The 25,318-nt window shown below is 50.7% G+C and carries 35 protein-coding genes; 30 read left to right on the top strand and 5 right to left on the bottom strand.

The annotated features are described in order from the left end of the window. Window positions 1–11 precede the first annotated feature (11 nt). From nuoK to FJ146_04410, 4 genes are read right to left on the bottom strand one after another with little or no spacing between them, the layout of a single operon-like run. A complete protein-coding gene (gene nuoK, locus FJ146_04425) occupies window positions 12–314 on the bottom strand; it encodes an NADH-quinone oxidoreductase subunit NuoK (GenBank protein ID MBM4251192.1) in 303 nt (100 codons plus the stop codon). Continuing rightward, a complete protein-coding gene (locus FJ146_04420) occupies window positions 307–858 on the bottom strand; it encodes an NADH-quinone oxidoreductase subunit J (protein ID MBM4251191.1) in 552 nt (183 codons plus the stop codon). Before FJ146_04420 ends, nuoK begins: the two co-directional genes overlap by 8 nt. 21 nt (window positions 859–879) lie before the next feature. Then, window positions 880–1,995, bottom strand: a complete 1,116-nt coding sequence (gene nuoH, locus FJ146_04415; protein MBM4251190.1) for an NADH-quinone oxidoreductase subunit NuoH — start codon at window positions 1,993–1,995, stop codon at window positions 880–882. After that, on the bottom strand, window positions 1,986–2,336 hold the full coding sequence (locus FJ146_04410) for an NADH-quinone oxidoreductase subunit A (GenBank protein ID MBM4251189.1): 351 nt from the start codon (window positions 2,334–2,336) through the stop codon (window positions 1,986–1,988). Before FJ146_04410 ends, nuoH begins: the two co-directional genes overlap by 10 nt. Window positions 2,337–2,410: 74 nt before the next feature. Between FJ146_04410 and FJ146_04405 the strand changes: the two genes are divergently transcribed. The 7 genes from FJ146_04405 to FJ146_04375 all read left to right on the top strand — a co-directional run bounded on the left by FJ146_04405 (window position 2,411) and on the right by FJ146_04375 (window position 12,738). Next, the gene (locus FJ146_04405) at window positions 2,411–3,433 is read left to right on the top strand and encodes an NAD(P)-dependent glycerol-3-phosphate dehydrogenase (protein MBM4251188.1); all 1,023 of its coding nucleotides are present in this window, start codon (window positions 2,411–2,413) and stop codon (window positions 3,431–3,433) included. 125 nt (window positions 3,434–3,558) lie between these two features. After that, entirely contained in the window at window positions 3,559–3,963 is a 405-nt protein-coding gene (locus tag FJ146_04400) for a pyrophosphatase (protein MBM4251187.1), read from the top strand. 45 nt (window positions 3,964–4,008) lie between these two features. Then, entirely contained in the window at window positions 4,009–5,838 is a 1,830-nt protein-coding gene (locus FJ146_04395) for a DNA topoisomerase VI subunit B (protein ID MBM4251186.1), read from the top strand. Between the two features lie 61 nt (window positions 5,839–5,899). Continuing rightward, entirely contained in the window at window positions 5,900–7,018 is a 1,119-nt protein-coding gene (locus FJ146_04390; GenBank protein ID MBM4251185.1) for a DNA topoisomerase VI, read from the top strand. 8 nt (window positions 7,019–7,026) lie between these two features. Further along, entirely contained in the window at window positions 7,027–10,584 is a 3,558-nt protein-coding gene (mfd, locus tag FJ146_04385; GenBank protein MBM4251184.1) for a transcription-repair coupling factor, read from the top strand. Window positions 10,585–10,639: 55 nt separating this feature from the next. Next, complete coding sequence (locus tag FJ146_04380; protein MBM4251183.1) at window positions 10,640–11,665, top strand: hypothetical protein; 1,026 nt, start codon at window positions 10,640–10,642, stop codon at window positions 11,663–11,665. Between the two features lie 89 nt (window positions 11,666–11,754). Continuing rightward, entirely contained in the window at window positions 11,755–12,738 is a 984-nt protein-coding gene (locus FJ146_04375) for a hypothetical protein (GenBank protein ID MBM4251182.1), read from the top strand. A gap of 26 nt (window positions 12,739–12,764) precedes the next feature. Here the strand turns inward: FJ146_04375 and FJ146_04370 are convergent, their stop codons facing one another. Continuing rightward, entirely contained in the window at window positions 12,765–13,397 is a 633-nt protein-coding gene (locus FJ146_04370; GenBank protein MBM4251181.1) for a hypothetical protein, read from the bottom strand. Between the two features lie 294 nt (window positions 13,398–13,691). Between FJ146_04370 and rpsJ the strand changes: the two genes are divergently transcribed. The 23 genes from rpsJ to infA all read left to right on the top strand — a co-directional run bounded on the left by rpsJ (window position 13,692) and on the right by infA (window position 25,314). Further along, window positions 13,692–14,003, top strand: a complete 312-nt coding sequence (gene rpsJ, locus FJ146_04365; protein ID MBM4251180.1) for a 30S ribosomal protein S10 — start codon at window positions 13,692–13,694, stop codon at window positions 14,001–14,003. Between the two features lie 91 nt (window positions 14,004–14,094). Further along, window positions 14,095–14,763, top strand: coding sequence for a 50S ribosomal protein L3 (locus FJ146_04360; protein MBM4251179.1), 669 nt, complete (start codon window positions 14,095–14,097; stop codon window positions 14,761–14,763). Between the two features lie 20 nt (window positions 14,764–14,783). After that, a complete protein-coding gene (rplD, locus tag FJ146_04355; protein MBM4251178.1) occupies window positions 14,784–15,422 on the top strand; it encodes a 50S ribosomal protein L4 in 639 nt (212 codons plus the stop codon). Further along, window positions 15,409–15,696, top strand: coding sequence for a 50S ribosomal protein L23 (locus FJ146_04350; protein MBM4251177.1), 288 nt, complete (start codon window positions 15,409–15,411; stop codon window positions 15,694–15,696). The genes rplD and FJ146_04350 overlap by 14 nt, the downstream gene beginning before the upstream one ends. Before the next feature lie 40 nt (window positions 15,697–15,736). Continuing rightward, window positions 15,737–16,573, top strand: a complete 837-nt coding sequence (gene rplB, locus FJ146_04345) for a 50S ribosomal protein L2 (protein MBM4251176.1) — start codon at window positions 15,737–15,739, stop codon at window positions 16,571–16,573. A gap of 27 nt (window positions 16,574–16,600) precedes the next feature. After that, a complete protein-coding gene (gene rpsS / locus FJ146_04340; protein MBM4251175.1) occupies window positions 16,601–16,891 on the top strand; it encodes a 30S ribosomal protein S19 in 291 nt (96 codons plus the stop codon). A 22-nt stretch (window positions 16,892–16,913) separates the two neighbouring features. Then, window positions 16,914–17,252 (top strand): 50S ribosomal protein L22, encoded by a 339-nt coding sequence (locus FJ146_04335; GenBank protein MBM4251174.1) that lies wholly within the window; start codon window positions 16,914–16,916, stop codon window positions 17,250–17,252. Between the two features lie 38 nt (window positions 17,253–17,290). Beyond that, window positions 17,291–17,938 carry a 30S ribosomal protein S3 gene (gene rpsC, locus FJ146_04330; protein ID MBM4251173.1) on the top strand — a complete coding sequence of 216 codons (648 nt, stop codon included), beginning with the start codon at window positions 17,291–17,293 and terminating at the stop codon, window positions 17,936–17,938. A gap of 19 nt (window positions 17,939–17,957) precedes the next feature. Further along, entirely contained in the window at window positions 17,958–18,380 is a 423-nt protein-coding gene (gene rplP / locus FJ146_04325) for a 50S ribosomal protein L16 (protein MBM4251172.1), read from the top strand. Between the two features lie 36 nt (window positions 18,381–18,416). After that, the gene (gene rpmC / locus FJ146_04320) at window positions 18,417–18,683 is read left to right on the top strand and encodes a 50S ribosomal protein L29 (GenBank protein ID MBM4251171.1); all 267 of its coding nucleotides are present in this window, start codon (window positions 18,417–18,419) and stop codon (window positions 18,681–18,683) included. A gap of 13 nt (window positions 18,684–18,696) precedes the next feature. Continuing rightward, window positions 18,697–18,969 carry a 30S ribosomal protein S17 gene (gene rpsQ / locus FJ146_04315; protein MBM4251170.1) on the top strand — a complete coding sequence of 91 codons (273 nt, stop codon included), beginning with the start codon at window positions 18,697–18,699 and terminating at the stop codon, window positions 18,967–18,969. 41 nt (window positions 18,970–19,010) lie between these two features. Next, a complete protein-coding gene (gene rplN, locus FJ146_04310; GenBank protein ID MBM4251169.1) occupies window positions 19,011–19,382 on the top strand; it encodes a 50S ribosomal protein L14 in 372 nt (123 codons plus the stop codon). A 46-nt stretch (window positions 19,383–19,428) separates the two neighbouring features. Then, window positions 19,429–19,977 carry a 50S ribosomal protein L5 gene (gene rplE / locus FJ146_04305; GenBank protein ID MBM4251168.1) on the top strand — a complete coding sequence of 183 codons (549 nt, stop codon included), beginning with the start codon at window positions 19,429–19,431 and terminating at the stop codon, window positions 19,975–19,977. A 106-nt stretch (window positions 19,978–20,083) separates the two neighbouring features. Next, window positions 20,084–20,272, top strand: coding sequence for a type Z 30S ribosomal protein S14 (locus tag FJ146_04300; protein MBM4251167.1), 189 nt, complete (start codon window positions 20,084–20,086; stop codon window positions 20,270–20,272). A gap of 41 nt (window positions 20,273–20,313) precedes the next feature. Then, window positions 20,314–20,712, top strand: a complete 399-nt coding sequence (rpsH, locus tag FJ146_04295; protein MBM4251166.1) for a 30S ribosomal protein S8 — start codon at window positions 20,314–20,316, stop codon at window positions 20,710–20,712. Between the two features lie 24 nt (window positions 20,713–20,736). Next, window positions 20,737–21,279, top strand: coding sequence for a 50S ribosomal protein L6 (locus tag FJ146_04290; protein MBM4251165.1), 543 nt, complete (start codon window positions 20,737–20,739; stop codon window positions 21,277–21,279). A 29-nt stretch (window positions 21,280–21,308) separates the two neighbouring features. After that, complete coding sequence (locus FJ146_04285) at window positions 21,309–21,668, top strand: 50S ribosomal protein L18 (GenBank protein ID MBM4251164.1); 360 nt, start codon at window positions 21,309–21,311, stop codon at window positions 21,666–21,668. A gap of 39 nt (window positions 21,669–21,707) precedes the next feature. After that, the gene (locus FJ146_04280) at window positions 21,708–22,277 is read left to right on the top strand and encodes a 30S ribosomal protein S5 (GenBank protein MBM4251163.1); all 570 of its coding nucleotides are present in this window, start codon (window positions 21,708–21,710) and stop codon (window positions 22,275–22,277) included. A gap of 12 nt (window positions 22,278–22,289) precedes the next feature. Continuing rightward, complete coding sequence (gene rpmD, locus FJ146_04275) at window positions 22,290–22,472, top strand: 50S ribosomal protein L30 (protein ID MBM4251162.1); 183 nt, start codon at window positions 22,290–22,292, stop codon at window positions 22,470–22,472. An 11-nt stretch (window positions 22,473–22,483) separates the two neighbouring features. Then, window positions 22,484–22,963, top strand: coding sequence for a 50S ribosomal protein L15 (locus FJ146_04270; GenBank protein MBM4251161.1), 480 nt, complete (start codon window positions 22,484–22,486; stop codon window positions 22,961–22,963). Between the two features lie 41 nt (window positions 22,964–23,004). After that, entirely contained in the window at window positions 23,005–24,318 is a 1,314-nt protein-coding gene (gene secY, locus FJ146_04265) for a preprotein translocase subunit SecY (GenBank protein MBM4251160.1), read from the top strand. Beyond that, window positions 24,255–24,959, top strand: a complete 705-nt coding sequence (locus FJ146_04260) for an adenylate kinase (GenBank protein MBM4251159.1) — start codon at window positions 24,255–24,257, stop codon at window positions 24,957–24,959. Before secY ends, FJ146_04260 begins: the two co-directional genes overlap by 64 nt. A 136-nt stretch (window positions 24,960–25,095) precedes the next feature. After that, complete coding sequence (infA, locus tag FJ146_04255; GenBank protein ID MBM4251158.1) at window positions 25,096–25,314, top strand: translation initiation factor IF-1; 219 nt, start codon at window positions 25,096–25,098, stop codon at window positions 25,312–25,314. The last annotated feature ends 4 nt before the right edge of the window (window positions 25,315–25,318 follow it).

Here is a 25,318-nt window from a genome sequence, read left to right as displayed (position 1 = left end):
GTGGTGTGGGGTTAACCGCGTAAAATTCTGAGGAAATTAGTATCAACAGTGCCGTATCGACGGAATAAAGCAATCACCATCGCTAGGCCAACGCCTGCTTCACATGCGGCGACTGTAATGATGAAGAAAACCATGACCTGTCCGTCTAGGTTCCCAAGCATCCGTGAGCCGCTTACGAAAACCAAATTAACTGCGTTCAGCATAAGTTCAATTGACATCAGGACCATGAGTAGGTTGCGTCTAAAAAGCACGCCAAGAGTGCCGCAAAGAAACATAAACGTAGCTAAAACCAAGTAGTGGTCAATACTAACCATGTGCCAGTCTCCGTGTGTCACCGTCCTTATTTTGCTCTTTCTTGGCGATCACGATCGCCGCGATAATTGCGAGCAAAATAAGCATGGATGCGAGTTCAAACGGCCATAGGTACTTAGTGAAAAGAACCATACCTACGGTGTAGGTGTTGCCTCCAGCGTTTTCGATTGCCTCCGCAGTCAAAGGTCCTGTCACACCGGTTGGCTGACCGAGCAGCAACATCCCTCCAACGACGAGAAAGCCAATAATCGTCAGCGCTAAAACTCCAACTTCGGGGGCTGACACTTGCAAATGCTGCCGTTGATCCGGTCCCAAGTTGAGAAGCATGATCACAAACATAAAGAGGACGACGATCGCGCCAGCGTAAACCAGTACCTGGATAGCTGCGACGAAATGAGCGTCCATAGAGGCGTAAAGACCAGCTAGGGAAAAGAGATCTCCAACTAGGTAAATTGCACTGACAACGGCATTACGACTTAAGATTACCATCATCGAGCACAGCGCGATGAGTGCAGCGAAAGCTAAAAATACGAGTTCTTGCGTCATATTGAAAGGAGTCTCCTACCTTCAGTTGCGTCCAGCATGTTCAATGAAAGCAACCACAAGCGTTGTCACCAAGAGATTGACCAGACCAACTGGCAACATGAATTTCCAACCAAGGGACATGAGCTGGTCATACCGGAATCGGGGCAGAGTCCACCGAACCCAAATATAAACCCAAAGGAAAAATGCTGCTTTAATGATGAGGCAGATAAAACCAGCAAGTGCGGCTAACCACTCCATACCTCCCACTAGGCCGAGTAGCGTGTCATAGGGGATGAAGGGCGTTTGCCAACCACCAAAGAACACCGTAGCTGCCAGAGCTGACAGAACAAACATGGCCACATATTCGGACAAGAAGAAAGCCGCAAATTTTGCTGAGTTAAATTCTGTGTGGAAACCCGCTACTAACTCGCTTTCACCTTCAGCCAGGTCAAAAGGTGCTCGGTTGGTTTCAGCGAACATGCAAACCAGAAAGAGTAGAAAGGAGATCGGTGCTTTCACTATGCCCCAGGACCATGGATAGGCCGACTGTGCAATCACCATTTTGTTAAGGTCGAGGGTGCCGAAGATCACAACCAATGGAATCAGAGACATCCCTAGTGGAATTTCATAGCTGATCATCTGCGCCGATGCGCGCAGAGAGCCTAGGAGCGAATACTTGTTGTTGCTGGCCCAGCCTGCGAGTGTAACTGCATAAACTGCAAGGCTAGAAATGGCGAAAATAAATAGAAACCCAACGTCGAGCCGGATCGGGCTCAAGCTTATCTTCTGTCCAAAAACGGTGAGGTCGTTGCCATAAGGTATCGCGCAAGCGACTACCAGAGCTGTGAATACCCCGAAGATCGGCGCAATGTGATAGACCACTTTATTAGCACCGCGCGGCACGACTTCTTCTTTAAAAATGAGTTTTATCGCATCAGCTGCCGACTGTAGGAGCCCGTATAACCTGAATTTAAATAGTCCGACGCGGTTTGGACCCTTCCGCCGCTGCATCATCGCAGGAGCGCGGCGCTCGGCCCACACCATAAGCGGAGGGACTTGCAAGCATAGGACCAAGATAATCAGAATCTTGACCACCGAGGCTATTATTTGAATAGCCGTGTCACTACTCAGAAGTGCAATCAGCTCGTTCAATCCCATTCCAGTGCTCCGCGTTTAACGACGTAGATGTAACCGCCAAAGAGCACGATCAGGAAGACAATGATCTCAGCGATGCCGAACCACCCCAGGTCTCTGAAGGTTATGGCCCAGAGATACAGGAAAACGGTCTCGATATCGAATAGAATGAACAAGATGGCCGTGAGGTAAAACTTCACGCTCATCTTGTCCTTCTCGCCGACGATCGGCACACCGCATTCGTAAGGTTCTTCCTTGATGCGATTGGGTTTCCTCGGGCCTGCAAAGTGTGCAAGACCACTCAGGATACCGCCCAAGCCGACACCGAGCAGCAGTACAATCAGGACTGGCAGGTACGGGTTCATGGAGTTTTATACCTTATCTTATCTTAGCCAAAACAAACGTCTCAAATTACAACTCAAAAACGGAGGAAAGCATAATGACAGAAAGACTCGGCGACAAGGTTCTGGTGCTAGGGTCCGGCAACTTCGGCACTTGTCTCGCGCAACACTTAGCTGAGAAGGGCTACCATGTCACCATATGGAGCCGCTCGCAAGAGGTCGTTGACTCAATTAACCAAGCACACAAAAATCCTAAGTATCTCAGTACCATTAACTTATCATCAAGGTTACGAGCAACCAAGATAATTGATCAGGCGTCCGTGGATGCGATGGATGTCGTCATCCATGCGACCCCGACGCAGACTATGCGGGAGGTCTTAACCCAGATTGCGCCCTTCTGGCGCCCCGGCCTACTGCTGATTTGTGCGGCGAAGGGCCTTGAGGTTGGCAGCCTTGAACTACCTAGCCAGATCATTGGGGAGGTGCTCGGAGAAAGTGTTGGGGAGCGTGCCGCATTTCTTTCCGGTCCAAGCTTCGCTAGCGAAATTATGTCCCGGCAGCCCACTGCAGTAACAGCAGCAAGCTACTCACAAGCAAGCGCTCAGAGAGTCCAGTCGCTTTTTCACTCTGCCCACTTTCGTGTCTACACCAGCGATGATCCCGTGGGATTGGAGGTAGCGGGTGCCTTGAAAAATGTGGTGGCGATTGCCGCCGGAGCCTGCGTCGGCATTGGCTTTCAGATGAACAGTAGGGCGGCGCTGATCACGCGTGGACTGGCTGAAATTATGAGGTTCGGTGTTGCGCTAGGTGCCAATCCCATCACCTTTAATGGGCTTAGTGGTGTCGGAGACTTATTCCTGACATGTACCTCAGAAAAGAGCCGTAATTTCAGTGTGGGCCATCGGCTGGGGCTGGGCCAACCTATCGACAAAGTGCTTGCTGAGATTGGCGTTGCCGAAGGGGTTGCAACCGCAAAAGCGGCTCATGATCTGGCCTTGAAGCTCCACGTTGATGCTCCTATCACGAGTGAGGTCTATCGAGTGCTTTACGAAAACAAGCCGATTGCCCAAGCCGTCATGGGGCTTCTTACTCGCGAGGCCAAACCAGAGGTCAGTTTCTAGCCGGTGGGTTTACTTGCATCACAGTCCCAGGCCGTGGCACAGTGGGTAGTCACAGTTCAGGCCAAGAGGGATCTCACGATATGCCAGACATCAGTTTTTTTGATCACATCGAGCGTTTCAATGCCATGTACCAGTTAGATTCGAACGTCGAGCCGACGTTGCTTGGACCTGAGCGCCTGCGCCAATTTCACGACATCATCTCTGAGGAAGTCAATGAGGGCCTTGATCTAGCGGGTAAGTACGAGGCGTTGCTCGGGGATGGCCAGCCTTTGGATGACGATAAGCGTCTAGCAGTTCTTACCGAGCTAAGCGACTGGCTTGGTGATTTGGTGGTGTACTGCGCTAGCGAAGCGCGTCGCTGGGGCTTACCGCTGGGTCGTATCCTAGACGTGATCATGCAATCGAATTTTTCCAAGTTAGGAGAAGATGGTCAGCCCATTTACGATCACCGAGGTAAGGTGATGAAGGGGCCAGGATACTGGAAGCCTGAGCCTAAGATTGAGGACCTATTACGCCACGGTCCGAAGTAAGCGAGCTTATTGTTGGATTAACCTCTATACTGAAATTTAGAGTCCATGGCTAAAAAACAGGTCAAAAAGGTTACAAAAAAATTGGCGGCAGAGGTCGATGCCTCGGCCGAAGTAATCTCCCGCGTTCGTAAGTCGGCGAAACAGATTACGACGAGTAGCACAGCGGAGTACTTCGCCAAAAACCTCCAGCAGGTTGGTTTTTCGTCGCCGGTGAAAGCGGTTCTCACAACGCTAAAGGAGGCCTTAGACAACTCGTTAGATGCATGTGAAGATGCCGGGATCTTACCTGAGATTCGTCTGCAAGTTGAAAAGCTTGGACCTGGGACACTAAAAAATACCGATCAAATTCGAATATACGTGGAAGACAATGGTCCGGGAATCGATCCGGATGATGTCGCCAAAGTATTCGGAGAATACCTAGCGTCATCTAAATTCGGACGTGGCCGCTGTTCTCGCGGTCAGCAAGGAATCGGGATTTCAGCCGCGACTACTTGGGCCATGCAGACCACGGCTACCGGCGCCAGGGTAGTTACAAAGACAAAAAGTGCACGCAAGGCATTTACGTGTGTAGTTGATATGGACCTGAAGAATAACAAAGGAATTCTGCGCGACAAAGGAACGGTGGAATGGTCAAGTCCACACGGCACAAGTATCGAGTTTAAGCTTGATGGAAGGATCCAGCTTAACGGTGAAGGTGGCCTGCTGAACTACATACGCAGCACAATCCTGTTAAATCCACACATGACTTTACACTACGAAATTAGTGATGTGCCCTCAGCGTCCGTCGATCGAGTAGTCAACACTGTACCCGTTGTGCCTCAAGCAACCGAACCCCATCCTCACACGATGAAGCTTGGTGAGTTCATGTCGCACGCCCGTCTATTTGGCAGGATGAAGACAAGTGTATGGCTGAAAAGGGGATTTTCACGTGTCACAGATAAGGTTCTGCAGGACCTAGTGAGCCAAAAGGGTCTCAAGCGTAAGGTGCTAGACAGTTTTGTTGACTCGTTACCTGATGATGAGTTCAAGGCTTTATTTTCTGCCATACAAGCGGTCGACCTGCTGCCACCAGCCACCACATCCGTGTTGTCGGTCGGTGAGGATGGACTGGCACTGAGTATTAGGCGCATTGGAGATATAGACTTTTTCGCTGTTCTTTCGCGTAAACCAGTCATTTGTGATTTCAAACCGTTGCAGGTAGAGGTAGCGATTGCCCGTTTACGGGAGCGACGCGGAGAAGATAACGAGGAGCAAGTGCAGGTCCTACGATTTGCTAACCGTGTGCCGCTCCAGTTTGATAAAGCCTCCTGCGCCATAGTTAAGGCTATTACCTCAGTAAATTGGAGGTCATATGGTCTTAAGCAGCCCAAAAATGGTTTGCCTTTAGGCCCCTACATTGTGGCTGTAAGCGTCGTGTCTCCCTTCATCAAGTTTAAGAATGCATCGAAAGAAACAATCGATGCGTCTGACGAGCTTGTTGAGGAATTGCGGCGTGCACTCATGCAGACGGGTCAGCGCCTCTCACGTTATCTCAGTCGCGAACACAAGGCCGGTGAATTGGAGCAAAGGGTCCAGCACATCGAACAGTTCGGTCCGATCTTGGTGGAGACATTGGGCAGAATCCTCGGAGCCTCAGACGAAAGGAAGCAGGCAGCTACTGCGGGTCTTGCGAGGATTCTTGAAAAAGACACAAAAGGAATCAAAAAAGATCTGGCAGATGCGGAGGGCCGTTTGGCCAGTTACCTTGAGGAGAAAAAATCGCGTTTGGCCGGATTCTTCGAGGGTTTGGATCAGGACGAACAGTTCACGGGAACTGATGCTGCCGCTCCAGCGCCAGTGAAGCCAGCAGCCAAGTCTGGCAAGGGAAAAGTTTGATATGGCAAAAGTTCAACAATCAGCAAAGCGCGTAGCTAAGAAACAATCTGAAATCATTTCGATGGGCACAGAACTATGTGAGCGCATGCTTTCAGATTTAGAGAAGGCAAAAAGGCCCGTGCTTACTGCCACAAAGTGTTCTTTAGATAATTCCCAATATAGTCCGAAGGTTGGCTACTTAACCCCAGGCAATAAAAAGGTGTCCTCGGAACTTAACGTAAGCTCAGTCAAAAAAATGTCACGAGCAATTTTCATGCTCGAAATTCTCCTCAGAAACGTCGAGATCGCTAACATCAATACTAAGCGTGAGCTCTATTACGTCGCTAAAGGCCTAGTAAAGCATGAGACAAAGCTGAGGCCGCTAGACTTCCAGGATCAAGATGAGTCTGATTCCGTAATCGATTTCATCTGCGAGATGATGGAGGCATATCGTGAGGAGCTAAACTGCGTTGCCGATGATCGCGGTGGTCAAACCTACTCGAAACAGCTAGTTGTGGTTGAAACCGAGCTAGACGGCACTCAGTCGACGATAGACCTTTCGACCCTCGGCACTGCGCCCTATCAACCGAAAAACCGCCCGCAGAATCTGACACTTCGGGCAAAAGAAAAAATTGATTTCTGCCTGATCATTGAGTCTCAAGGCACGGCAAATACTCTGGTGGCTAATGGCTTTACCAAGAGACACAACTCCATTCTTATTGGTGCACAGGGAGTGCCGTCTAATGCAGTAAGGGCTTGGGTCAAACGAATTCAAGAGCAGTTGCGAGTACCGCTATTCTTTTTTGGTGATCTTGACGCTTACACGATGCAAAACATTTATCGGACGTTAAGAGCTGGATCTGCAGCGTCGCTAATACGGAACTCTGATTTTTGCGCGCCAGAGGTGAAGTTTTTGGGGGTCTTGCCAGAGGACATAGCCAAGTACGATCTGGTGGACTACCCAGTAAAAGAGAGCGACTTACAAGAGGCGAGGGCTCTTAAAAAGGCCCGAGACGCATTGAGCAATGATCCATTCTTTAAAGACAAACGAAACAAAGAGCTGCGTGGCATTCTGGATTGGCTCGTCAAAAATAAACGCCGCTGTGAACAGCAGTCATTTATTTCGGTCGATCCTCGAGACCCTCAGATGATGGAAAAGATCATTATCGATAAGATAAAAAACGGTAACTACATCGATTAAGTTGGTCCATGAGTTCAGTTTTTGGATACCGTGGTCTGCTGGAAGGCGTCGGAGCCTGTCTCAACAAAGGGCGGCGCATTCAGTTAGCTGGAGCTTCTCAGGCACTAACTGAGCTTATCACGACTAGTTTGACCTGCGACCGCTCAGGGTACAATGCCCCGCTTCTTCTAGTCGTCCCGAGTGCAAAAGACATGTCTCCGTGGCTCAATTTTGCAGGGAATCTAGCTGGAGTTATGAGCTCAAGCGGGGTTGATTTCCGAACGGCAGTTCTGCCTTTTTTTTCCTCGTATGGCAATGATCGCTTCATCAATCATGCATTATCCCGCCGCCAACGCGTTTATGCCCTGGCGCAACTCCGAGACGCTCGAAGTCCACTGATAGTTGTGACAACTCTTCAGGCTTTGGCCCAACTAACGTTACCCGTCACTAGTGTAGTTGAATCCAGCCTTTCCTTGGTTACTGGTATGGAACTTGACCAGGATATATTGATCGCCCAATTAGAAGATCTTGGCTATTTACTCGGTGCGGCCGTCAATGAGGAAGGTGGGTACGCTATTCGGGGAGGTATTGTTGACGTTTACCCTGCTAATCAGGCGCTACCGCTTCGCCTTGAGTTCGTTGGGGATGTTTTGTCTTCGATCCGCGTTTTCGACCCAACAGATCAGAAGTCCAAGGGAACTATCGATAGGGCGTTGATTGCCCCGTCCGACGAAGTGCTGATGCCTGCTGCATTGCGCAAACAACAAACTCAAGTCTTATTTAGCCATCTTGTGGAGCACGAAGTCGCTCCTGTAGATCGTGACGGCTTAACCAATCAATTTCAGCAAGGAGTCAAATTTCACGGTTTTGATATGTTTGCTCCGCTGCTTCGATCGACATCAATATCGACGCTTGCAACTATTCCCCCATTGGCGACTCTGTTTTTCCCTCAGTCGATTGAAGCATGTAAAAACGTATTGGATGATTTTTTTCATGGTATTTCTGAGCACTTCGCTACAGACAAGGCCAAGCGCCTCGGATCACTGGCACCAGAAAAGCATTTTCTTTCGCCTAGCGGATTGTTGGAAGAACTATCGGTGCGCAGTCGTGTGATTGAATGCGGCAATCCCTATGCATCGGACACGGCAGAATTTTTACGGCTAGAGGCAAGATTTGTCCTGCCCGGTGCCCCCGTAAATAAGTCTCAGGGTGCGGAGCTTTTCGACAAGTGGCTCGAGCTGATTACTCGTGTGCTTACGGACCATCATGGAATCGTGGTCCTAGTTGCTCAGCACGATGAGCAGCGTGAGCGTATGCTAAATTTACTTGCACACAGAGGGTTTGACCCCACTGTCGAGCCTGAAATTTTGCGTCTCGTCGCTGAGGGTTCAAACATATTGCCCGGCATTTATGTCGGTCCAGGCTCACTCTCCTCTCACCTTTGGCTCGAAGATCAGGCGACTCTCATCTTACCCGAACAAGTGCTCTTCGGAGCTCCACCGCGCCGCCCCAAGCCCGCCTCGCAGAAGCTGCAGAATTATTTAAATTCATTTGCTGACTTGAAAATTGGTGATTTGGTTGTTCACGTTCAACATGGCATAGGTCGTTATACAGGATTAACGACGCTTTCAGTAGCTGGTCTTAACAACGACTTTTTGCTCATAGAGTACGCCGGTGGTGACAAGGTTTACCTGCCGGTTGATCGACTCAGCTTATTGCAACGGTATAGCAGTGGTGGTGAGACCTCAGGTATCCACAGCTTGGATAAGCTCGGTGGTCTTGGTTGGGAGCGACGCAAGGCAAAAGCTAAGGGCGCGATTCAGGACATGGCAGATAAATTACTGCGCCTCCATGCTCAACGCAGCCTAGCAAGCATCAAGCCATTTGGTCTCGCAGACGACGAGTACCTTAGGTTTGAGGCGAAGTTTGCCTATGACGAGACGGAGGATCAACTTCGCGCCATCCATGATATCGAAGCCGATTTGTCGGCTGGTAAACCCATGGATCGCCTAGTATGCGGTGATGTCGGATTTGGCAAGACAGAGGTAGCACTTCGTGCAGCCATGCGTACCGTGCTGGAAGGGGCGCAGGTGCTGGTTCTGGTTCCAACTACCGTGCTTTGCTATCAGCACTACCGACTATTCAAGTCGCGCCTTGAGCCCCATGGTGTTCGCGTAGCTCAAGTAAATAGATTTGTTTCACCGTCAGCGATAAGAGATGCGACCGAAGGTCTCGCAGCGGGGGCGATTGACGTTTTGATTGGGACTCATCGACTCCTCTCTAAAGATGTGAAACCGAAAAAGCTTGGCCTACTCGTTGTCGACGAAGAGCAAAGATTTGGCGTCAGTCACAAGGAAAAGCTTAAGGAACTCCGCGCTGGTGCCCACGTTTTGACGTTAACGGCAACGCCGATTCCGCGAACTTTACATATGGCTATGATCGGTATGCGGGATATTTCCATTATAGCTACACCGCCGCATGATCGGATGGCGGTAAAAACATATATTGCGCGCTTTGATGAAACTTTGATCAAGGAGGCCTTGGAGCAGGAGATTCGTCGTGGAGGACAAGTGTTTTTTGTCCACAATAGAGTGGAGGACATTGAACAGGTAAGACTCTTTCTCAAGGCGATTGTCCCTGAAATCGACATTCGTGTAGGCCATGGGCAAATGGCCGAGCACCAACTGGAGCGCGTGATTCTCGACTTTATTGAGCAACGATTTCAGGTGCTTTTATGCACGACTATCATTGAGTCGGGCATAGATATGCCAAATGTGAATACTCTGATTGTGAACCATGCGGAGCGTTTTGGACTCGCGCAACTTTACCAACTTCGAGGACGTGTCGGACGATCCAATCAACAAGCCTATGCCTACTTTCTAACCCCGCCTGAGGAAAGCCTCTCGGACGACAGCAGAAGGCGACTAGATGTTCTAGCTGCTCATCAAGAATTAGGGGCTGGGTTTCAAATTGCTAGTCACGATCTCGAGTTGCGCGGTGCAGGCAATTTACTTGGCGGCGAGCAATCCGGTCATGCGGCTGCGGTTGGATTAGAGCTCTACACAGAAATGCTCGAGGACGCAATTCAGCTGCTGCGCGGAGAGGTGGTATCTGATCGCATTGATACTGAGATCAAGCTACCTGTAGCCGCATTGATACCTGTTAGCTACATCCAGTCAGAGCCTCAGCGCCTACAAATGTATAAAAAATTGTTTGCCTGCGACACCGAACAGGAGTTGCGGGATTTGAAACAGGAAATTCAAGATCGTTATGGCGCCTTGCCTTCCCCGGCGGCCCTGTTGTTTAAGGTGGCGAGATTAAAACAGCAATTGAAGGCAATCGGGGCTCTTAGGGTCACAGCCGGAAAAGGGGTGTGTGAGATTAAATTCGCCCCACTTGCAGACAAAGTGATCGACACGATACTTGGGACAATTTCGCGGCAGCCTGGACGTTACAAGTTAGGCCCCGATCACCGACTTCTACTTTACCTAGAAATCCCGGCAAACCCATCTATCGACGAACAAGATAAACTCCTCGCTGAAATAGCGAAATTGATCGCCCCTTTGGTAGCTAGCCTGCCGGGCTAATCGCAATCTCATGTGCTAAACTAGAGGCACACAGCATTTTTTCAGCTATTTAATAATGGGTTGCGGCTATATGCGTAAGTCTTCGTATCTAATAGCTTATTCTATTTGTTTTGGATTGGGTGCGTATTGTTGGCGTGTCAAGAATAGTGGGGTCACCGCACCACTCGAACGAGAGACTATGGCCGAGCCTGCGCCGGGCGCTGAGCACTTGGGAGCCTACTCATTCATAAAGGTTGGTGAAGAGACTATCAGCCAGGAAGATATAGAATGGGAATTTAAACAGCATGTTGACGCAGTAACGGAAACTGATGCGCTGACGCTGATACCTGATCTTGGCGACCGCTATGTCCAAGAGCTCACCCCTCTGAAGCGAGCGCTGATTGGAACCGCTATTGAGAGAAAACTACTTTTTGCCTTTTTAAAGCGTGATCATGGCTTCGATTACGAGCAGCCAACTAGATACAGTAAATGCCTAGCCGAGTGGCAGGAATCTGTTAGGCCTAACGAGTCTGGCCTTACCCGCTTCGATCGCGATCGCTTGAAAGCTAGACTTTGTGAACGCAGTATTTTGTCGCAGTATTTACAAGAACGTCTCTTTGCTGAGATTAAGATCGAAGAACGGGACCTACTCGAGTACTACAAAAACCACATGGCTGATTTCAAATTGCAGGAACAGGTGAAGATACGTCACATTCTTGCCGCCAACGAGGCGTCCGCCAAGACACTAAAATCACAAGCAAATGCCGCAAATTTTGAAGCGTTGGCCAGGCAGTACTCCATCGCTCCAGAGGGAGTCAATGGTGGAGTACTCGGGCCTTTCTCTAAAGGCTCCATGCCTGCGGTGTTTGAGGTGGCTTTTCACCTTAAAACTGGCGAAATCAGCGAGCTACTCAAATCCAATTATGGCTATCATATCATCCAAGTGATGCAGCATTTACCAAAACAGCAGAAGTCTTTTCAGGAAGTTAGGCATCAAATTGAGTGTACGGTACGACGGGTGCGGCAAGAGGAAATTTATGGTAAGTGGGTCGAAAAAGCGCTGGCCGCAATCGATGTGACGACTCCAAAAGCTGTTTGGTAAATCGGACGCCACCCTTTAGTTGCACGTTATCGCGTTGCTCTCTATCCTCTATTTGGTTGCGCACAACTGGGTCTAGGAGTGACTGCTACATGAGACTCTTATTAAATTTTGTCATGTTTTTCGCCTTAGTGCCGTCCGGCTTTGCAGCCGGCACATCAAGTACTGCCAGCGCTACGGAGGTGCTCCTAGACAAGGTTGTTGCCGTAGTTGATGGCCGCCCGATTCTCTACAGTGAAGTGCAACAAAAGGTAGACAAAGGGCCATTAGTGGTCGTTTCTGAATTCCCGTTGGAAGAGTCGGCACCAGCATATGAGCGTGCCTTGCAGGACTCGATTAATTTCAAGCTGGTTCTAAGCCGTGCTAAGGAGCTCGAATTAGACGTCCGTGACGACGAAGTTACCGAGGAGATCAAGGGATTCCTGGAAGTGCGGGGATTGAACCGCGAAGGGTTGCAAGACCATCTGCGTCAGACGGGTTCAACCTACGAGGAATACAAGCGTGACTTTAAAGATCAAATGATTTTGCGTAAATTTCAGGGCCGTGTCATCGCACCCTTGATCAAGATAACGGATAAAGATGTCGAAACTTACTACTTAAAGCGTGCCGGTGCCGCTGCCGATCTGATGGAGCTAGTACTACGTCAGGTGGTGATTAATGTCCCGGCTGGTGCCATTCCAGCAGTCGTAGAGGCCAAAAGGCGGTTAGCGGCGGAGGTGCACCAAAAGATCACAGATGGTATGCAATTCGTCGAAGCTGTTAAGCTATATTCGGACGAGGTGACTGGGCGGCAAACTGGCGGTTTAATGCCGCCAGTTCGTGCCAAAGATCTGATGACAGCGATAAAGTCTGCGGTGGAGTCTATCGATGCCGGGCAGTTTACTCAGCCAGTGCAGACGGCACTTGGCTTTCACATCTTTTTGCTAGAGGAAAAGAAATTCTCCGGAAGTCGCGATTTTCAGAATAAAAAAAGGCAGTTAGAGAACGAGCTTAGGGCGCATGAGCTACTCGAGCAAACGCGCCGGTGGCTGTCTGAGCAGAGACAGCGCACTAAGGTCGATGTACTTCCGGATTGAACGATCGTCAATGACCCGAGGTCGCGCTAAAATCTGGCAATAGTCTCGATTTTTGACCAAACAAGTTTTGATCCGCGACTACCCCGGCCGACTCGTCCTGCTCGTTGATGAGCTGGAAGGCCGAATGGCTTGTCAATCTCGGGCGTGATACAGCTGCCCCTCATCAGAGCATCGGCCTGATCACGACTTCGCATAGCGGAAGACACTTGAACAAGTTCGATCGTGGACTGACCATCACCGCCTCTGCTTACAGTATATAGTTCGCTTTCGCCACCAAACATCAGCACGGGACAAGCCTCTTCGGGGCTCCCGGAGTGACTCACAGTTATCCTGTGGACTACAACGGCCTGAACATCCTTACGTTCGGGTGCTAACCATTGCCGGTCATTGCCACGCCAGATATCCCCCAACCAGGTCAACCGCGGCCGGGAACTATCAAGCTCCGTCACAGGTAAGCTTTCGCTAATCATTGTGAAAGATCGCTCCCCATTGCGGCGGGCATCCAACCAGAGCGACGAACTAATTTCCGTGTCTTTTTCGTATAGTTTGATCTCAGCAACAAAAAACCCAGTAGGGGGCTGGGTCTTAAGAACGGCGTATGTCCGACCACCAGGTAACACCACGTACTCTGATCGCTGGCCAGGCTTTACGGAACCCAAATTAAAGCTTTTGGATTCGTTAGTTTCAACTCGCTCATGACTGACACATCTCACGAGAGAAATCGAAGATAAAAAAATCAACAGTGAGACACTCAAAAATTCAAGCTTAAGCATTGACACATCCGCCCATCTGATCTACAAGCCTACTCCTCAGGTAAGCCTGCTGCGAGCAAGCCAATGCCGAAAACACTACCTGGTAGTGCCTTTCGCTAATACGCCCTCTCAATAAGCTTACCCATAAGAATAACAGGTCATATGATACCTTTCCGCTAACTGAGTGGGAAACCGGAAACTATGGAAAGCCAGAAGATTCGCATCCGTCTAAGAGGCTATGATTACCGCCTGCTCGATCAATCTGCAGCCGACATTGTAGAGCGTGCAAAAAGGACTGGAGCTCGTGTAGCAGGACCCATCCCGCTTCCAACTGGGATTAACCGCTTCACCGTTCTTCGGAGCCCGCACGTAGACAAGAAGTCTCGTGAGCAGTTTGAGGTCAGGACGCACAAGCGTGTGATCGACATCCTAGAGCCAAAGCAACAAACAATCGACGCGCTCATGAAGCTGGATCTAGCATCTGGTGTGGACGTGGAGATAAAGCTTTACTAAGACCCCTTGGGTGCCTAGTGGGCAGACAAAGTATTAACCCCGATCACTGCCATTACCAGTGATCGATAGACACAAGTGACAGGTTGAAGGAATGACGACAGCCGGACTCATTGCCAAAAAAATCGGGATGACCCGCATGGTAGACGCCGAAGGGCATATGACTGCAGTGACTTTGCTACAGTTGGAAACCCAAAAGGTGACAAAGATTTTGTCTGAAGAGCGCGACGGTTACGTGGCGTATCAAGTTGGCTACCTTGCTAAAAAAGAGAAGCATCTAAGCAAGTCGGACACTACACGCCTGCGCAAGGTAGGTGTTCAGGACAATTTCACTCGCTTTAAAGAGTTTCGCGTCGATGCGACCGGTGATCTCGCTGTCGGGGCTACCATCGAGCTCGGGAAGTTTTTTGAAGGCGTGAGTGCTGTTGATATCACCGGTATCAGCAAGGGTTGCGGTTTTTCAGGCGCACACAAACGTTGGAATTCCGCTGTCGGTCGGATGACCCACGGGTCGCGCTTCCACCGTCGTCCTGGGTCACTTGGGATGCGTTCCACACCGGGTCGCGTATTCAAAAATCGCCACCAACCGGGCCAAGAAGGTAACACGCAGACTACTATCCAAAACCTTCAGGTGTTGGATGTTGATCAGACCAACAGCGTAGTTGCAGTTCGTGGGTCTGTGCCTGGACACCGCGACGGCTTCCTCATAGTCAAACCGTCGATCAAGGCAAAAACCAGCAAAACAGCTGCGCCTAAGAAGTAAGTACAGGGGACGAAATCGATATGGAAATACAAGTCTACAATATCGCCGGTAAGGCCCTAAAGAAAATCCAGCTGCCGGACGAGATTTACAATGTTGAAATGAATGGCGCTGTGCTTCACTCTGTAGTGAAGGCCTATCAGGCCAATAAGCGACAGGGCACTCACGCCACTAAGACGAAAGCCATGGTCTCTGGCGGTGGCAAGAAGCCTTTCAAGCAAAAGGGAACTGGCGGTGCGCGCCAAGGCTCGATGAGGAACCCGCATATGCCAGGCGGCGGTGAAGCCCATGGCCCACAACCAAGGGACTACCGACAGTATACGAGTAAGCGTGTACGCCAATTAGCCCTAAAGATCGCGTTGTCAGATAAGGCTCGCAACGGGAAGTTGTTCGTCGTAGATGATTTTTCGATTGGTAAGTACAGCACGAAACACGTGCTCGGCGTGCTATCGAATCTTAAGACGGCGAAGGCACTTCTGGCTGACGAACGTAAGGACGATGTCCTTTACAAGTCCACTCGCAACATCCATGGTGCAGCAGCTCTTCTGCCCACTGAGTTGAATGCTGCGAACGTCCTACGCTACGAAAATCTCATCATCAGCGAAACAGCTCTTACTACCCTGCAGCAACGGTTCGAGGAGAAGAAACGTGAATCCGTATGATGTACTCGTAAAGCCTTTGCTCTCTGAAAAGAGCGACAAAGAACGCGAAAAAAACAATAAATACTCATTCAAAGTTGCCCCCAAGGCCACCAAACAAGATGTGCGCAAGGCCGTTGAAAGTCTGTTCAACGTGAAGGTGACGGCGGTGCAGACCCTGGTCAACCGCGGTAAGGTTAAAAAGCGCGGGAATCAAGTTACTAAGCGTAACAACACTAAGAAGGCTGTCGTTACCTTAGCTCCTGGGGCCAAGATTGGGGTATTTGAGGCGCTGTAAGCACCTCCAAGGCTTGATTTTTAAAGAGGTTGATCGTCAAATGGCAATTAAACAATATAATCCAACATCTCCTGGCCGCCGCGGTATGTCGGTCGTTGATTACAGTGACCTGGACAAAGTTAAGCCGTTGTCGTCACTGGTTGAGTCGAAAAAGAAGCACGCAGGTCGTAACAACCACGGTCGTATCACGACGCGGCACCAAGGCGGTGGCGAGCGCGTAAAATACCGGGTTATCGATTGGAAGCGTAACAAACTGGATGTGGTCGGCGTTGTTGAGACGGTTGAGTACGATCCCAATAGGACAGCTTTCATTGCGCGTGTTCTCTATAAGGACGGAGAGCGTCGCTACATTCTTGCTCCTGATAAGCTAAAAAAAGGCATGGAGATCGTCGCCTCGGACAAGGCTGACGTCAAGGTTGGCAACGCGATGCCGCTAAAATCTATTCCCTTCGGTACCGACATTCACAATGTCGAACTGAAGCCTGGTCGCGGTGCACAGATGGTGCGCTCAGCTGGCGCGAGCTGCCAGTTAGTCGGTCGTGTGGATGGTTGGGCGCAGCTGAAGATGCCAAGCGGTGAGATGCGACGGGTACAAGAGACTTGTATGGCAACGGTGGGTGCAGTCAGTAACCTAGACCACGCGAATGTGAGCATAGGTAAAGCTGGTAGGGCACGGCATATGGGTATTCGGCCAACCATTCGCGGTGTGGCGATGAACCCAATTGATCACCCCCATGGTGGTGGTGAAGGCAAGACCTCCGGTGGACGCCATCCAGTGTCCCCCTGGGCAGTGCCAACTAAGGGTTATAAAACACGGAAAAATAAACGTACCGATAAAGACATCATTCGTCGTCGTCAGAAGAAAACTGGCGGCTGAAGATAGCGGATTTGCTGGAGGTTATCCTTGGCTCGTTCAATTAAAAAAGGTCCTTATTTCGACCAGTATCTGCTCAAAAAGGCTGATCAGGCTCGGCAGGACAAGAAACCAATCAAGACGTGGTCGCGTCGTTCGACGATCCTTCCGGATTTTGTCGGCTTGACCTTTGCTGTGCATAATGGCAAGAAGTTCGTCCCCGTCTACGTTACAGAGAACATGGTCGGTCACAAACTCGGTGAGTTCGCGCCGACTCGCACATTCATGGGCCACTCCGGCGACCGTAAGGTCAAAAAGGCCGGCGGCTCTCCTGCGGCATAAGTTTAAGAAGGGAATACGGGCCATGGCAGAGGCTTCTAAAGTAGTACTGCGGAATCTGAGAATCGCGCCGAGAAAAGTGCGGCTGGTCGTCAACCTCGTCAAGGGGAAGCCGGTTCAGTATGCATTGGATCTTCTGAAAGTGACGAACAAGCGCGCTGCGCCTGTGGTCTACAAGATGATTCAGTCCGCCGTAGCGAACGCCACCAATAAGTCAACGGTTGATGTGGATAGGCTTGTCGTCTCGGAAGGCTTCGTCAACGGTGGTGAGTCGATGAAGCGTTGGTTGCCTCGAGCGCAGGGTCGGGCAACGGGGATTCAGAAGCGTACATCGCATGTCACCATTAAGTTGGCAGAAGTTTAATCGGACTAGAATGACTCACGTAACGGAAAGGTGAGGCTTTGGGACAGAAAGTAAATCCAATCGGTTTTCGTCTAGGTACTACTCGGACCTGGTCTTCTCGCTGGTATGCGGCAAAACGTGATTACCCATCTAACCTGATGGAAGATGTCCGGATCCGCAAATTCATCAATAAGAAATTCGATTCGGCAGGCATAGCCCGTATCGAGATCGAACGAGCTGCGAAGAATCTGACGATTAATATTCACTCGAGCCGACCCGGTATCATTATTGGGAAGAAAGGCGCTGGGGCTGAGTCGTTGAAAGCTGAATTGACGAAAATTTGCAAGATTTCGTCAGGGGAACCTGTTCTCAACGTATTCGAGATCAAGAAACCAGACCTCGAAGCGCGTCTGTTAGCAGACAGCGTCAGGCAGCAGTTAGAGCGCCGTGTATCATTCCGGCGGGCCATGAAGAAGACGATTTCGGCGGCCACCAAGGCCGGTGCCAAGGGTATCAAGATTCAGTGTTCGGGTCGATTGGGCGGCGCTGACATGTCGCGTACTGAACGTTACATGGAAGGTCGGGTGCCACTGCACACCTTACGAGCGGATATCGATTACTCAACTGCTGAGGCGTTAACTACCTACGGTTTGATCGGTGTCAAGGTATGGGTGTTCCGTGGCGAGGTCTTCGATACGGTTCAATGATCTAAGGAGATAAGTAGAGATGCTCGCGCCTAAGAAAATGAAATACCGGAAGTCCCAGAAGGGCCGTATTAAGGGTCACGCCCAAAAGGGTGCGGATCTTGCCTTTGGTGACTTTGGTATCATGGCTACTGAAAATGGCCGGATTACTGCTCGTCAGATTGAGGCGGCTCGTATTGCGATGACCCGCCACATCAAACGCGGCGGCCAAGTTTGGATCAAGGTATTCCCTCACTTCCCGGTATCCAAGAAGCCGGCTGAGGTACGGATGGGTGGCGGTAAGGGTAGTGTCGAGCGGTACGAAGCTCGCATTCGCGCTGGCCGTATTATCTACGAGATGAAGGGTGTAGACAAAGAAACTGCGACACAGGCTCTGTCACTTGCAGCTTCTAAGTTGCCTTTAAGGACGAAATTGATTATCCGTGGGCTCGATCCCTGGGCGTAAGTCGGGATTAGGTCGAAACTCGAGGTTAGGTGATTCATGGAATTGCATAAGTTAAAAAAAGAAGAGCTAAAAGGGTTCGATGCAGCCAAACTGCGCGAAGCCGAAAAGGATATCCGTAGTCAGCTACATGATATTCGTATGGACATATACTCAGGGCCAGGGAAGCACACCGGTAAGGTTCGGGCATTGCGGAAGAATCTGGCGAGAGTGTTGACTCTTCAACATGCAAGCAAACTCGGCGGCTCAGTTGTTGGCGTGCGTCCAGCAAGCAAGTCCAAAAAATCCGTCGCAACTAAGAAGTAACAGGTAGGCGAACGTGAGCGAAAAAGATCACAGAGAAAAGAAAAGTAGACCGGTTCGCGTCGTTGTCACCAGCGACAAGATGGACAAGTCCAGGGTTGGTACTCTTGAGCACCTGGTCAAGCACGTCAGCTACGGAAAGTTTATCCGTCGTAGGACTAAGTTGATGTTCCACGATGAGAAGAACGAGTCTCGTGCTGGTGATGTGGTGCTGATCACCCAGACGCGTCCTCTGAGCGCTCGGAAAAAGTTTGCGCTCCTGCAAATCGTTAAAAAAGGTGAAGAATAATCGGCCTTTGGGTAGCCAACGGCTATGGGGATTAGACAGTCATGATTCAGATGGAAACAGTACTGCAGAGTGCGGACAATTCTGGCGCGAGGCGCGTTAAGTGCTTCAAAGTCATTGGTGGAAGCAAGAAGCGTTACGCTTCGGTCGGAGACATAATCGTTGTTTCGATCAAAGAAGCGCTGCCCAATAGCAAGGTAAAAAAAGGCACCGTGCACAAGGCTGTAGTGGTCCGCACGAGTAAAGAAATCCAACGGGATGACGGGTCAACGATTCGGTTTGATGAGAACGCCTGCGTCCTTATCAAAGGCAAAGAAAATGAGCCCGTTGGGACGCGGATTTTCGGGCCGGTAGCGCGGGAAGTCCGTGTTAAGGGCTATGGCAGAATCGCCTCCCTAGCCCCTGAAGTTCTCTAATCAATAAGCATCCGACTCTGATAAGACAGTGTACGAGAGGTACAAGGTGAAGTACGAGCCCACATTAAAAACCAAGTATAAAGAGCAAGTATCCGGCTTGAAGCAGGAGCTCGGGCTCAAAAACCCGATGCGCGTACCTGTTCTCAAAAAGATCGTTGTAAACATCGGTCAAGGCGATGCGACTCAGAACATCAAGACCCTAGAGGGTGCAGTGGCTGATTTGACCGCGATAACCGGTCAGAAGCCTGTGATGACGAAGGCGAAGAAGAGCATCGCAACTTTTAAACTGCGTCAGGGTATGCCTATCGGCGCAGCTGTCACTCTCCGCGGTGACCGGATGTACGAGTTCTTGGATCGCTTCATCAATATTGCCGTTCCGCGTATTCGCGACTTCCGCGGTTTCTCGGCAAAGGCGTTCGATGGCCGGGGTAACTACAACGTCGGTATTAAAGAGCAGATCATATTCCCCGAAATCGACTACGACAAGGTGGATCGTATTCGCGGCCTGGGAATTACCATAGTCACCAACGCAAAGAACGACGTCGAGGCGAAGGCTTTGCTTGATAAATTCAATTTTCCCTTCAGGAAAGCCTGAGCGGGTTTTGACAGGAGTGTCGTGAATGGCGAGGCTAGCCTCCATTGAGAAGTGCAACAAGGTAAACCGCAAAGTGCTCGCGCGGAAGGAAGCGTTGCGCAAAGAAATGAAGGAGAAGAAGCTCAAGTGGCGCGATGTCAAAGGCGGCTTGAAGTTTTCGACTCGTGCGTATACACGCTGTAACAATTGTGGTCGTCCAAAGGCTGTCTATCGCAAGTTCGGTATATGCCGGATTTGTTTCCGGCTGTTTGCCCTGAAAGGGCATCTGCCAGGCGTGACGAAGGCCTCCTGGTAACGATAACCACCAAGATCATAGTAATTCGGAGTTTCCGTTCGATGAACATCACCGATCCAATCGCAGACCTTCTAACCCGCATTCGCAATGCACAGCGTGCTGGGCTCGAGGTAGTAACCGTGCCTGCTTCCAAGATCAAAATTGGCATCACTCATCTTCTAAAAGAGGAAGGGTATGTTCGCGCCTACAAGTGCGTACGCGACGGCCAGCAGGGTGTACTTAAGATTGCGCTAAAGTACTCGGACGACGGCAAGGGTGTAATTACCGGTCTTGAGCGTAAGAGTCGTCCAGGGCGTAGGTACTACGTTGCTGCCGACGGCATACCCTTCGTGAAGAACGGGTTCGGATTCGGCATAGTATCGACATCGAGGGGCCTCCTGACCGATCGTCAGGCGCGCACCGAGCGTGTCGGTGGCGAATACATTTGTTCGGTTTACTAAGCAACACAGACGGCGGGAAGAGATATGTCACGCATTGGAAAGAAGCCAATCAGCCTACCAAAAGGCGTTGAAGTTAAGCTAAGCGGGCGGACCATCAGCGTTAAGGGTCCCAAAGGCACCCTGAGCAGGGCACTGCACGGTGATATTGATGTCAAGGTTGACGGGCAGAGCCTGACTTTTGTCCCGCGTCCCGAGGCCGAGGACGCAGCTAGATTCCACGGTTTGACACGCACCCTGGTCAATAACATGGTCGTAGGTGTAACTGAAGGTTTCAGCAGGCGCCTAAAACTGGTTGGCGTTGGTTATCGCGCGGCTAGCCAAGGAAAAGGCCTGTCGCTGAGCCTAGGGTACAGCCATCCTGTAGTGTTTGATCCACCTGCAGGCATCGAGCTAAAGGTTGACGCACAAACGACGATCGTGGTTAGCGGTGCCGACAAGGAAATGGTTGGTCAGGTCGCTGCTAAGATCAGAGGGTTTCGCCCACCGGAGCCTTATCACGGTAAGGGTGTTCGCTACGAAGACGAGCATATTGCAACCAAGGTCGGCAAGGCTGCCGGTAAAAAATAAACTGATACCTTTCATAACGAGATATAGTCATGTCCAAGACAGCCCAAAAGTCAGTGCTCCGCGAGCGGCGTAAGAAGAGGATTCGCAAGAAAATCGGCGGTGGAACTTCCGAGCGCCCCAGATTGTCGGTGTTTAGGTCCGATATGCATGTGTACGCTCAGGTCATCGATGATTTAAATGGGGTCACTCTGGCGAGCGTAAGTTCCTTCGAGAGGGGCAACCATCGAAGGGCTAATGTCGAGGTGTGTCAGGAACTAGGCAAAACCCTGGCAGAGCGCTGCAAGGCAAAAAATATCGGCGCTGTTGTGTTCGATAAGAACGGCTTCGCGTATCACGGTAGGGTCAAGGCTCTGGCCGATGGCGCGCGCGATGGTGGCCTGCAGTTCTAATTTGGTTCAGGAATTTCACTTTAATAGTGAGGGTAAAAGGTGGCAAGGGAACAAAAAGCAGAAGCCGATGCGTTACAAGATCGCGTGGTCCATATTGCTCGCGTTGCGAAAGTAGTAAAAGGTGGACGTCGTTTTAGCTTCAGCGCACTTGTGGTAGTTGGCGACGGCAAGGATCGCGTGGGCTACGGTCTTGGCAAAGCTGGTGAAGTGCCGGACGCGATTCGCAAGGCATCGGATCAGGCTAAGAAGAATATGGTTCGTATCCCGACTTTTGACGGGACCATCCCTTATGAAGTAGAGGGGCGTTACGGCTCATGTATCGTCCTTATGCATCCCGCTCAAAAGGGTAAGGGTATTATCGCAGGTGGAGCCGTTCGGGTTATTACAGAGCTAGCGGGTATCCGGGATATCGTCTGTAAGGTGCATGGCACGAAGAATGCCGGCAGTGTTGTTCGTGCAACCATTGATGGCCTGCAACAACTGATGACGATCGAGGAATACGCGGCTCGTAAGGGCGTCGACCCAAGTCATGCTCAGCAGAAGCGGTCTGAATTTGATACAAAGAAAAAGGCCAAGTCCGCTCGGGACCCAAAGGCTAAAAAAGCGTAAGGAGTGGTCCTCGTGGGACAGATAGTCGTACGTCAAAAACGCAGTTTAATCAGTGAACCTGAGAGTATCCGGAAGGTTGTCAAGGCCCTAGGCCTCGGCCGGGTGGGCAAGTCGGTGACACACAAGGATAATAACTGTATCCGCGGTATGGTTAATAAAGTTAAGCATTTAGTCAGCTTTGAGCTGAAGGCGTGAGGGCAAAATAGATGGCTACCTCGAAAAATGGCGAAGTCGCTTCGCTTGGTAACTTAAGTCCCGCTGCCGGTTCACACCGGACCCGTAAGAGACTAGGCCGTGGTATCGGTTCAGGGTTAGGTAAGACTGCGGGTAAAGGCCACAAAGGCCAGCGAGCTCGTAAGAGTGGTAACGTCCGCCCTGGTTTCGAGGGTGGCCAGATGAAGCTCTACATGCGCTTACCAAAGCGTGGGTTTACAAATGCTAAGAGGGTTGAGTTCAACATCGTGAACCTCGAGGCTCTCAACGTGTTTGCTACCGGTACAAAAGTCGATGCTAAGGCACTGAACGAGGCCGGACTCCTTCGTTGGTCTCAGCTTCCGGTTAAGCTGCTGGGCCGCGGCGAGTTGGGCAAAAAGCTTGACATCTTGGTTGATCGCGCAAGTGCTTCGGCTCAGGCTGCAGTTGAAAAAGCCGGTGGAACCCTTAAGCTAACGGGACAACTTGTCTAACTAGAGCTTAAGGCGCAGGGGGGTTTGGCGTGGGTCAACGGATTGCGAAGCTGCCAGAGGGAACGCTCAATCACTTACAGAAGAAAATCCTATTTACCTTGGGTTTTCTGGCTTTGTACAGAATTGGTGTCCACATCCCGATTCCGGGCGTTGACACTGCGGCCCTAGCTGATTTCTTCAAGGGGCAAGGCGCCAACCTATTCGGCATGTTCAATATGTTTTCCGGTGGTGCGCTGCAGCGTTTCAGCGTGTGCGCCCTCGGTGTGATGCCATACATTTCGGCTTCGATTATCGCTCAGCTCCTTACCGTGGTTGTGCCACATCTCGAGCAGCTCTCTAAAGAGGGCGATGCCGGTCGGAAGAAGATCACGCAGTACACGCGATACGGAGCGGTGGTATTAGCAATCGTTCAGGGCGTTATGATTGCCAATACCCTGGAGGGTTCGGCGTTCGGCGGGCGTAGCATGGTGCTAAATCCAGGTTTCGGGTGGAAGGCCATTACAGTGATTTCGCTCGCGGCCGGAACAGCATTCATCATGTGGCTCGGTGAGCAAATCACTGAGCGTGGTGTTGGCAACGGTATGTCTCTAGTCATCTTTGCCGGTATTGTCGCCACCATTCCCAGCGTCATTACGAACACCTACAAGCAGTATTCTTCTGCAGAGCTGGACGCCGCAAGGGTGCTACTCATCTTAGGTGTGTGTTTAGCTGTTACCGCCGGGGTGGTATTTATAGAACAGGGCGCAAGGCAAGTCCCAATTCAGTATGCGAAAAGGCAAGTTGGGCGAAAAGTCTACGGTGGACAGAGTTCGCATCTCCCCGTGCGCGTGAATAGCGCTGGGGTCATTCCGCCGATCTTCGCAAGCTCTCTTTTGCAATTTCCTGTGACGATTCAGGGTCTTTGGCCCGAGTCGGCAGTAGGCAGTTTTTTTGGATTGCTGTTTAATCCGGGCGGATGGTTTTACAATTTAGTTTACGTACTAATGATTGTGTTTTTCGCGTTCTTCTACACGTCAATCACGTTCAAGGCTGATGACATCGCTGAGAATCTTAAAAAGCATGGCGGCTTTATCCCCGGTATCCGCCCTGGTGCACGAACCGCAGAGTTCCTAGACAGGGTCGTTAGCCGTTTGACTCTCACGGGTGGGATTTATCTAGCAGGACTGTGTGTGCTTCCCGCAATCCTGACAAGTCAATTCAATGTGCAGTTTTATTTCGGTGGTACTAGCCTACTGATCGTCGTCGGGGTCGCTCTCGAGACCTTTCGCCAGATCGATGCACACCGCCAGTCATTGCGTTACGATGCATTCCTAAAGGGCACTGCCATCCGTTCCAGAACTGGGGGGACCCGCTAGTGATTGTTGTTCTAACTGGAGCTCCTGGAGCTGGGAAGGGAACACAAGCAGATTTGCTGGCCCATCGAGAAGGCTACCGCAAGTTATCGACAGGTGATGCGCTACGTAAGCATGTAAGGGCGGGAACGGAGATCGGTAAACTCGCTGCAGCAGTGATGGAGCGCGGGGAGCTTGTTTCTGACGATCTCTTGTTCAGGATCCTGAAGGAGGAATTGGGCGCTATTCCTGCGACGGAGACGGTTCTATTGGACGGGTATCCTCGTAACATTGCGCAAGCTCAGGCACTTGAGACGCTGAAGGCTTTCCATCCGGTGACTTCAGCGATTCTTCTGGATGTTCCACGAGAAGAGTTAATATCCCGCCTCAGTGGACGCCGGGTATGTTCCAGCTGTGGGGCCAGTTACCACGTTGAGGAGCAGCCGAGTAAGGTTGCCGGTGTCTGTGATCGCTGCGGGGGAGAGCTTGGGCAGCGTCCTGATGATAAGGCCTCCAGTGTTGCTGTCAGGTTGGATATATACGAAAAGACCACGCGACCGGTTTTGGATTTTTATCGAGGTAGGGGTGTCTTTCGCGAGGTTGTCGGAACTGGTGAGCCAGAGTCAGTGTACAAGGTGCTTCAAGCAGCAATTCGAGGTATATAGAAAAGGCAGCAGGCAACGCTTGCTCTTAAGATTTAGTTAATGTAGTGTACCGCGGAATTTGCAGTCCCGCGCATGAGATCAGTTCTTCGTGGTGCCCTAAGTATCAAAAATGATTGGCGGATTGGATTAGTTAGACATGGCAAAAGAAGACGTTATCGAAGTGGAAGGTACGGTGAAAGAGCCGTTGCCTAACGCCATGTTTAAAGTGCAGCTCGAAAACGGGCACGAAGTGCTTGCTCATATAAGTGGCAAAATGCGGATGCACTTCATTCGCATTCTACCCGGTGACAAGGTGAAGCTTGAGATTTCTCCGTACGATCTGACTCGTGGTCGGATCGTCTATCGGACCAAATAGAGGC

This window comes from Deltaproteobacteria bacterium (genome assembly GCA_016874735.1).
GTDB lineage: Bacteria > Bdellovibrionota_B > Oligoflexia > Oligoflexales > CAIYRB01 > CAIYRB01.
Note: the sequence above shows the minus strand (reverse complement) of the source record. Positions and strands in the feature narration are given on the sequence as shown.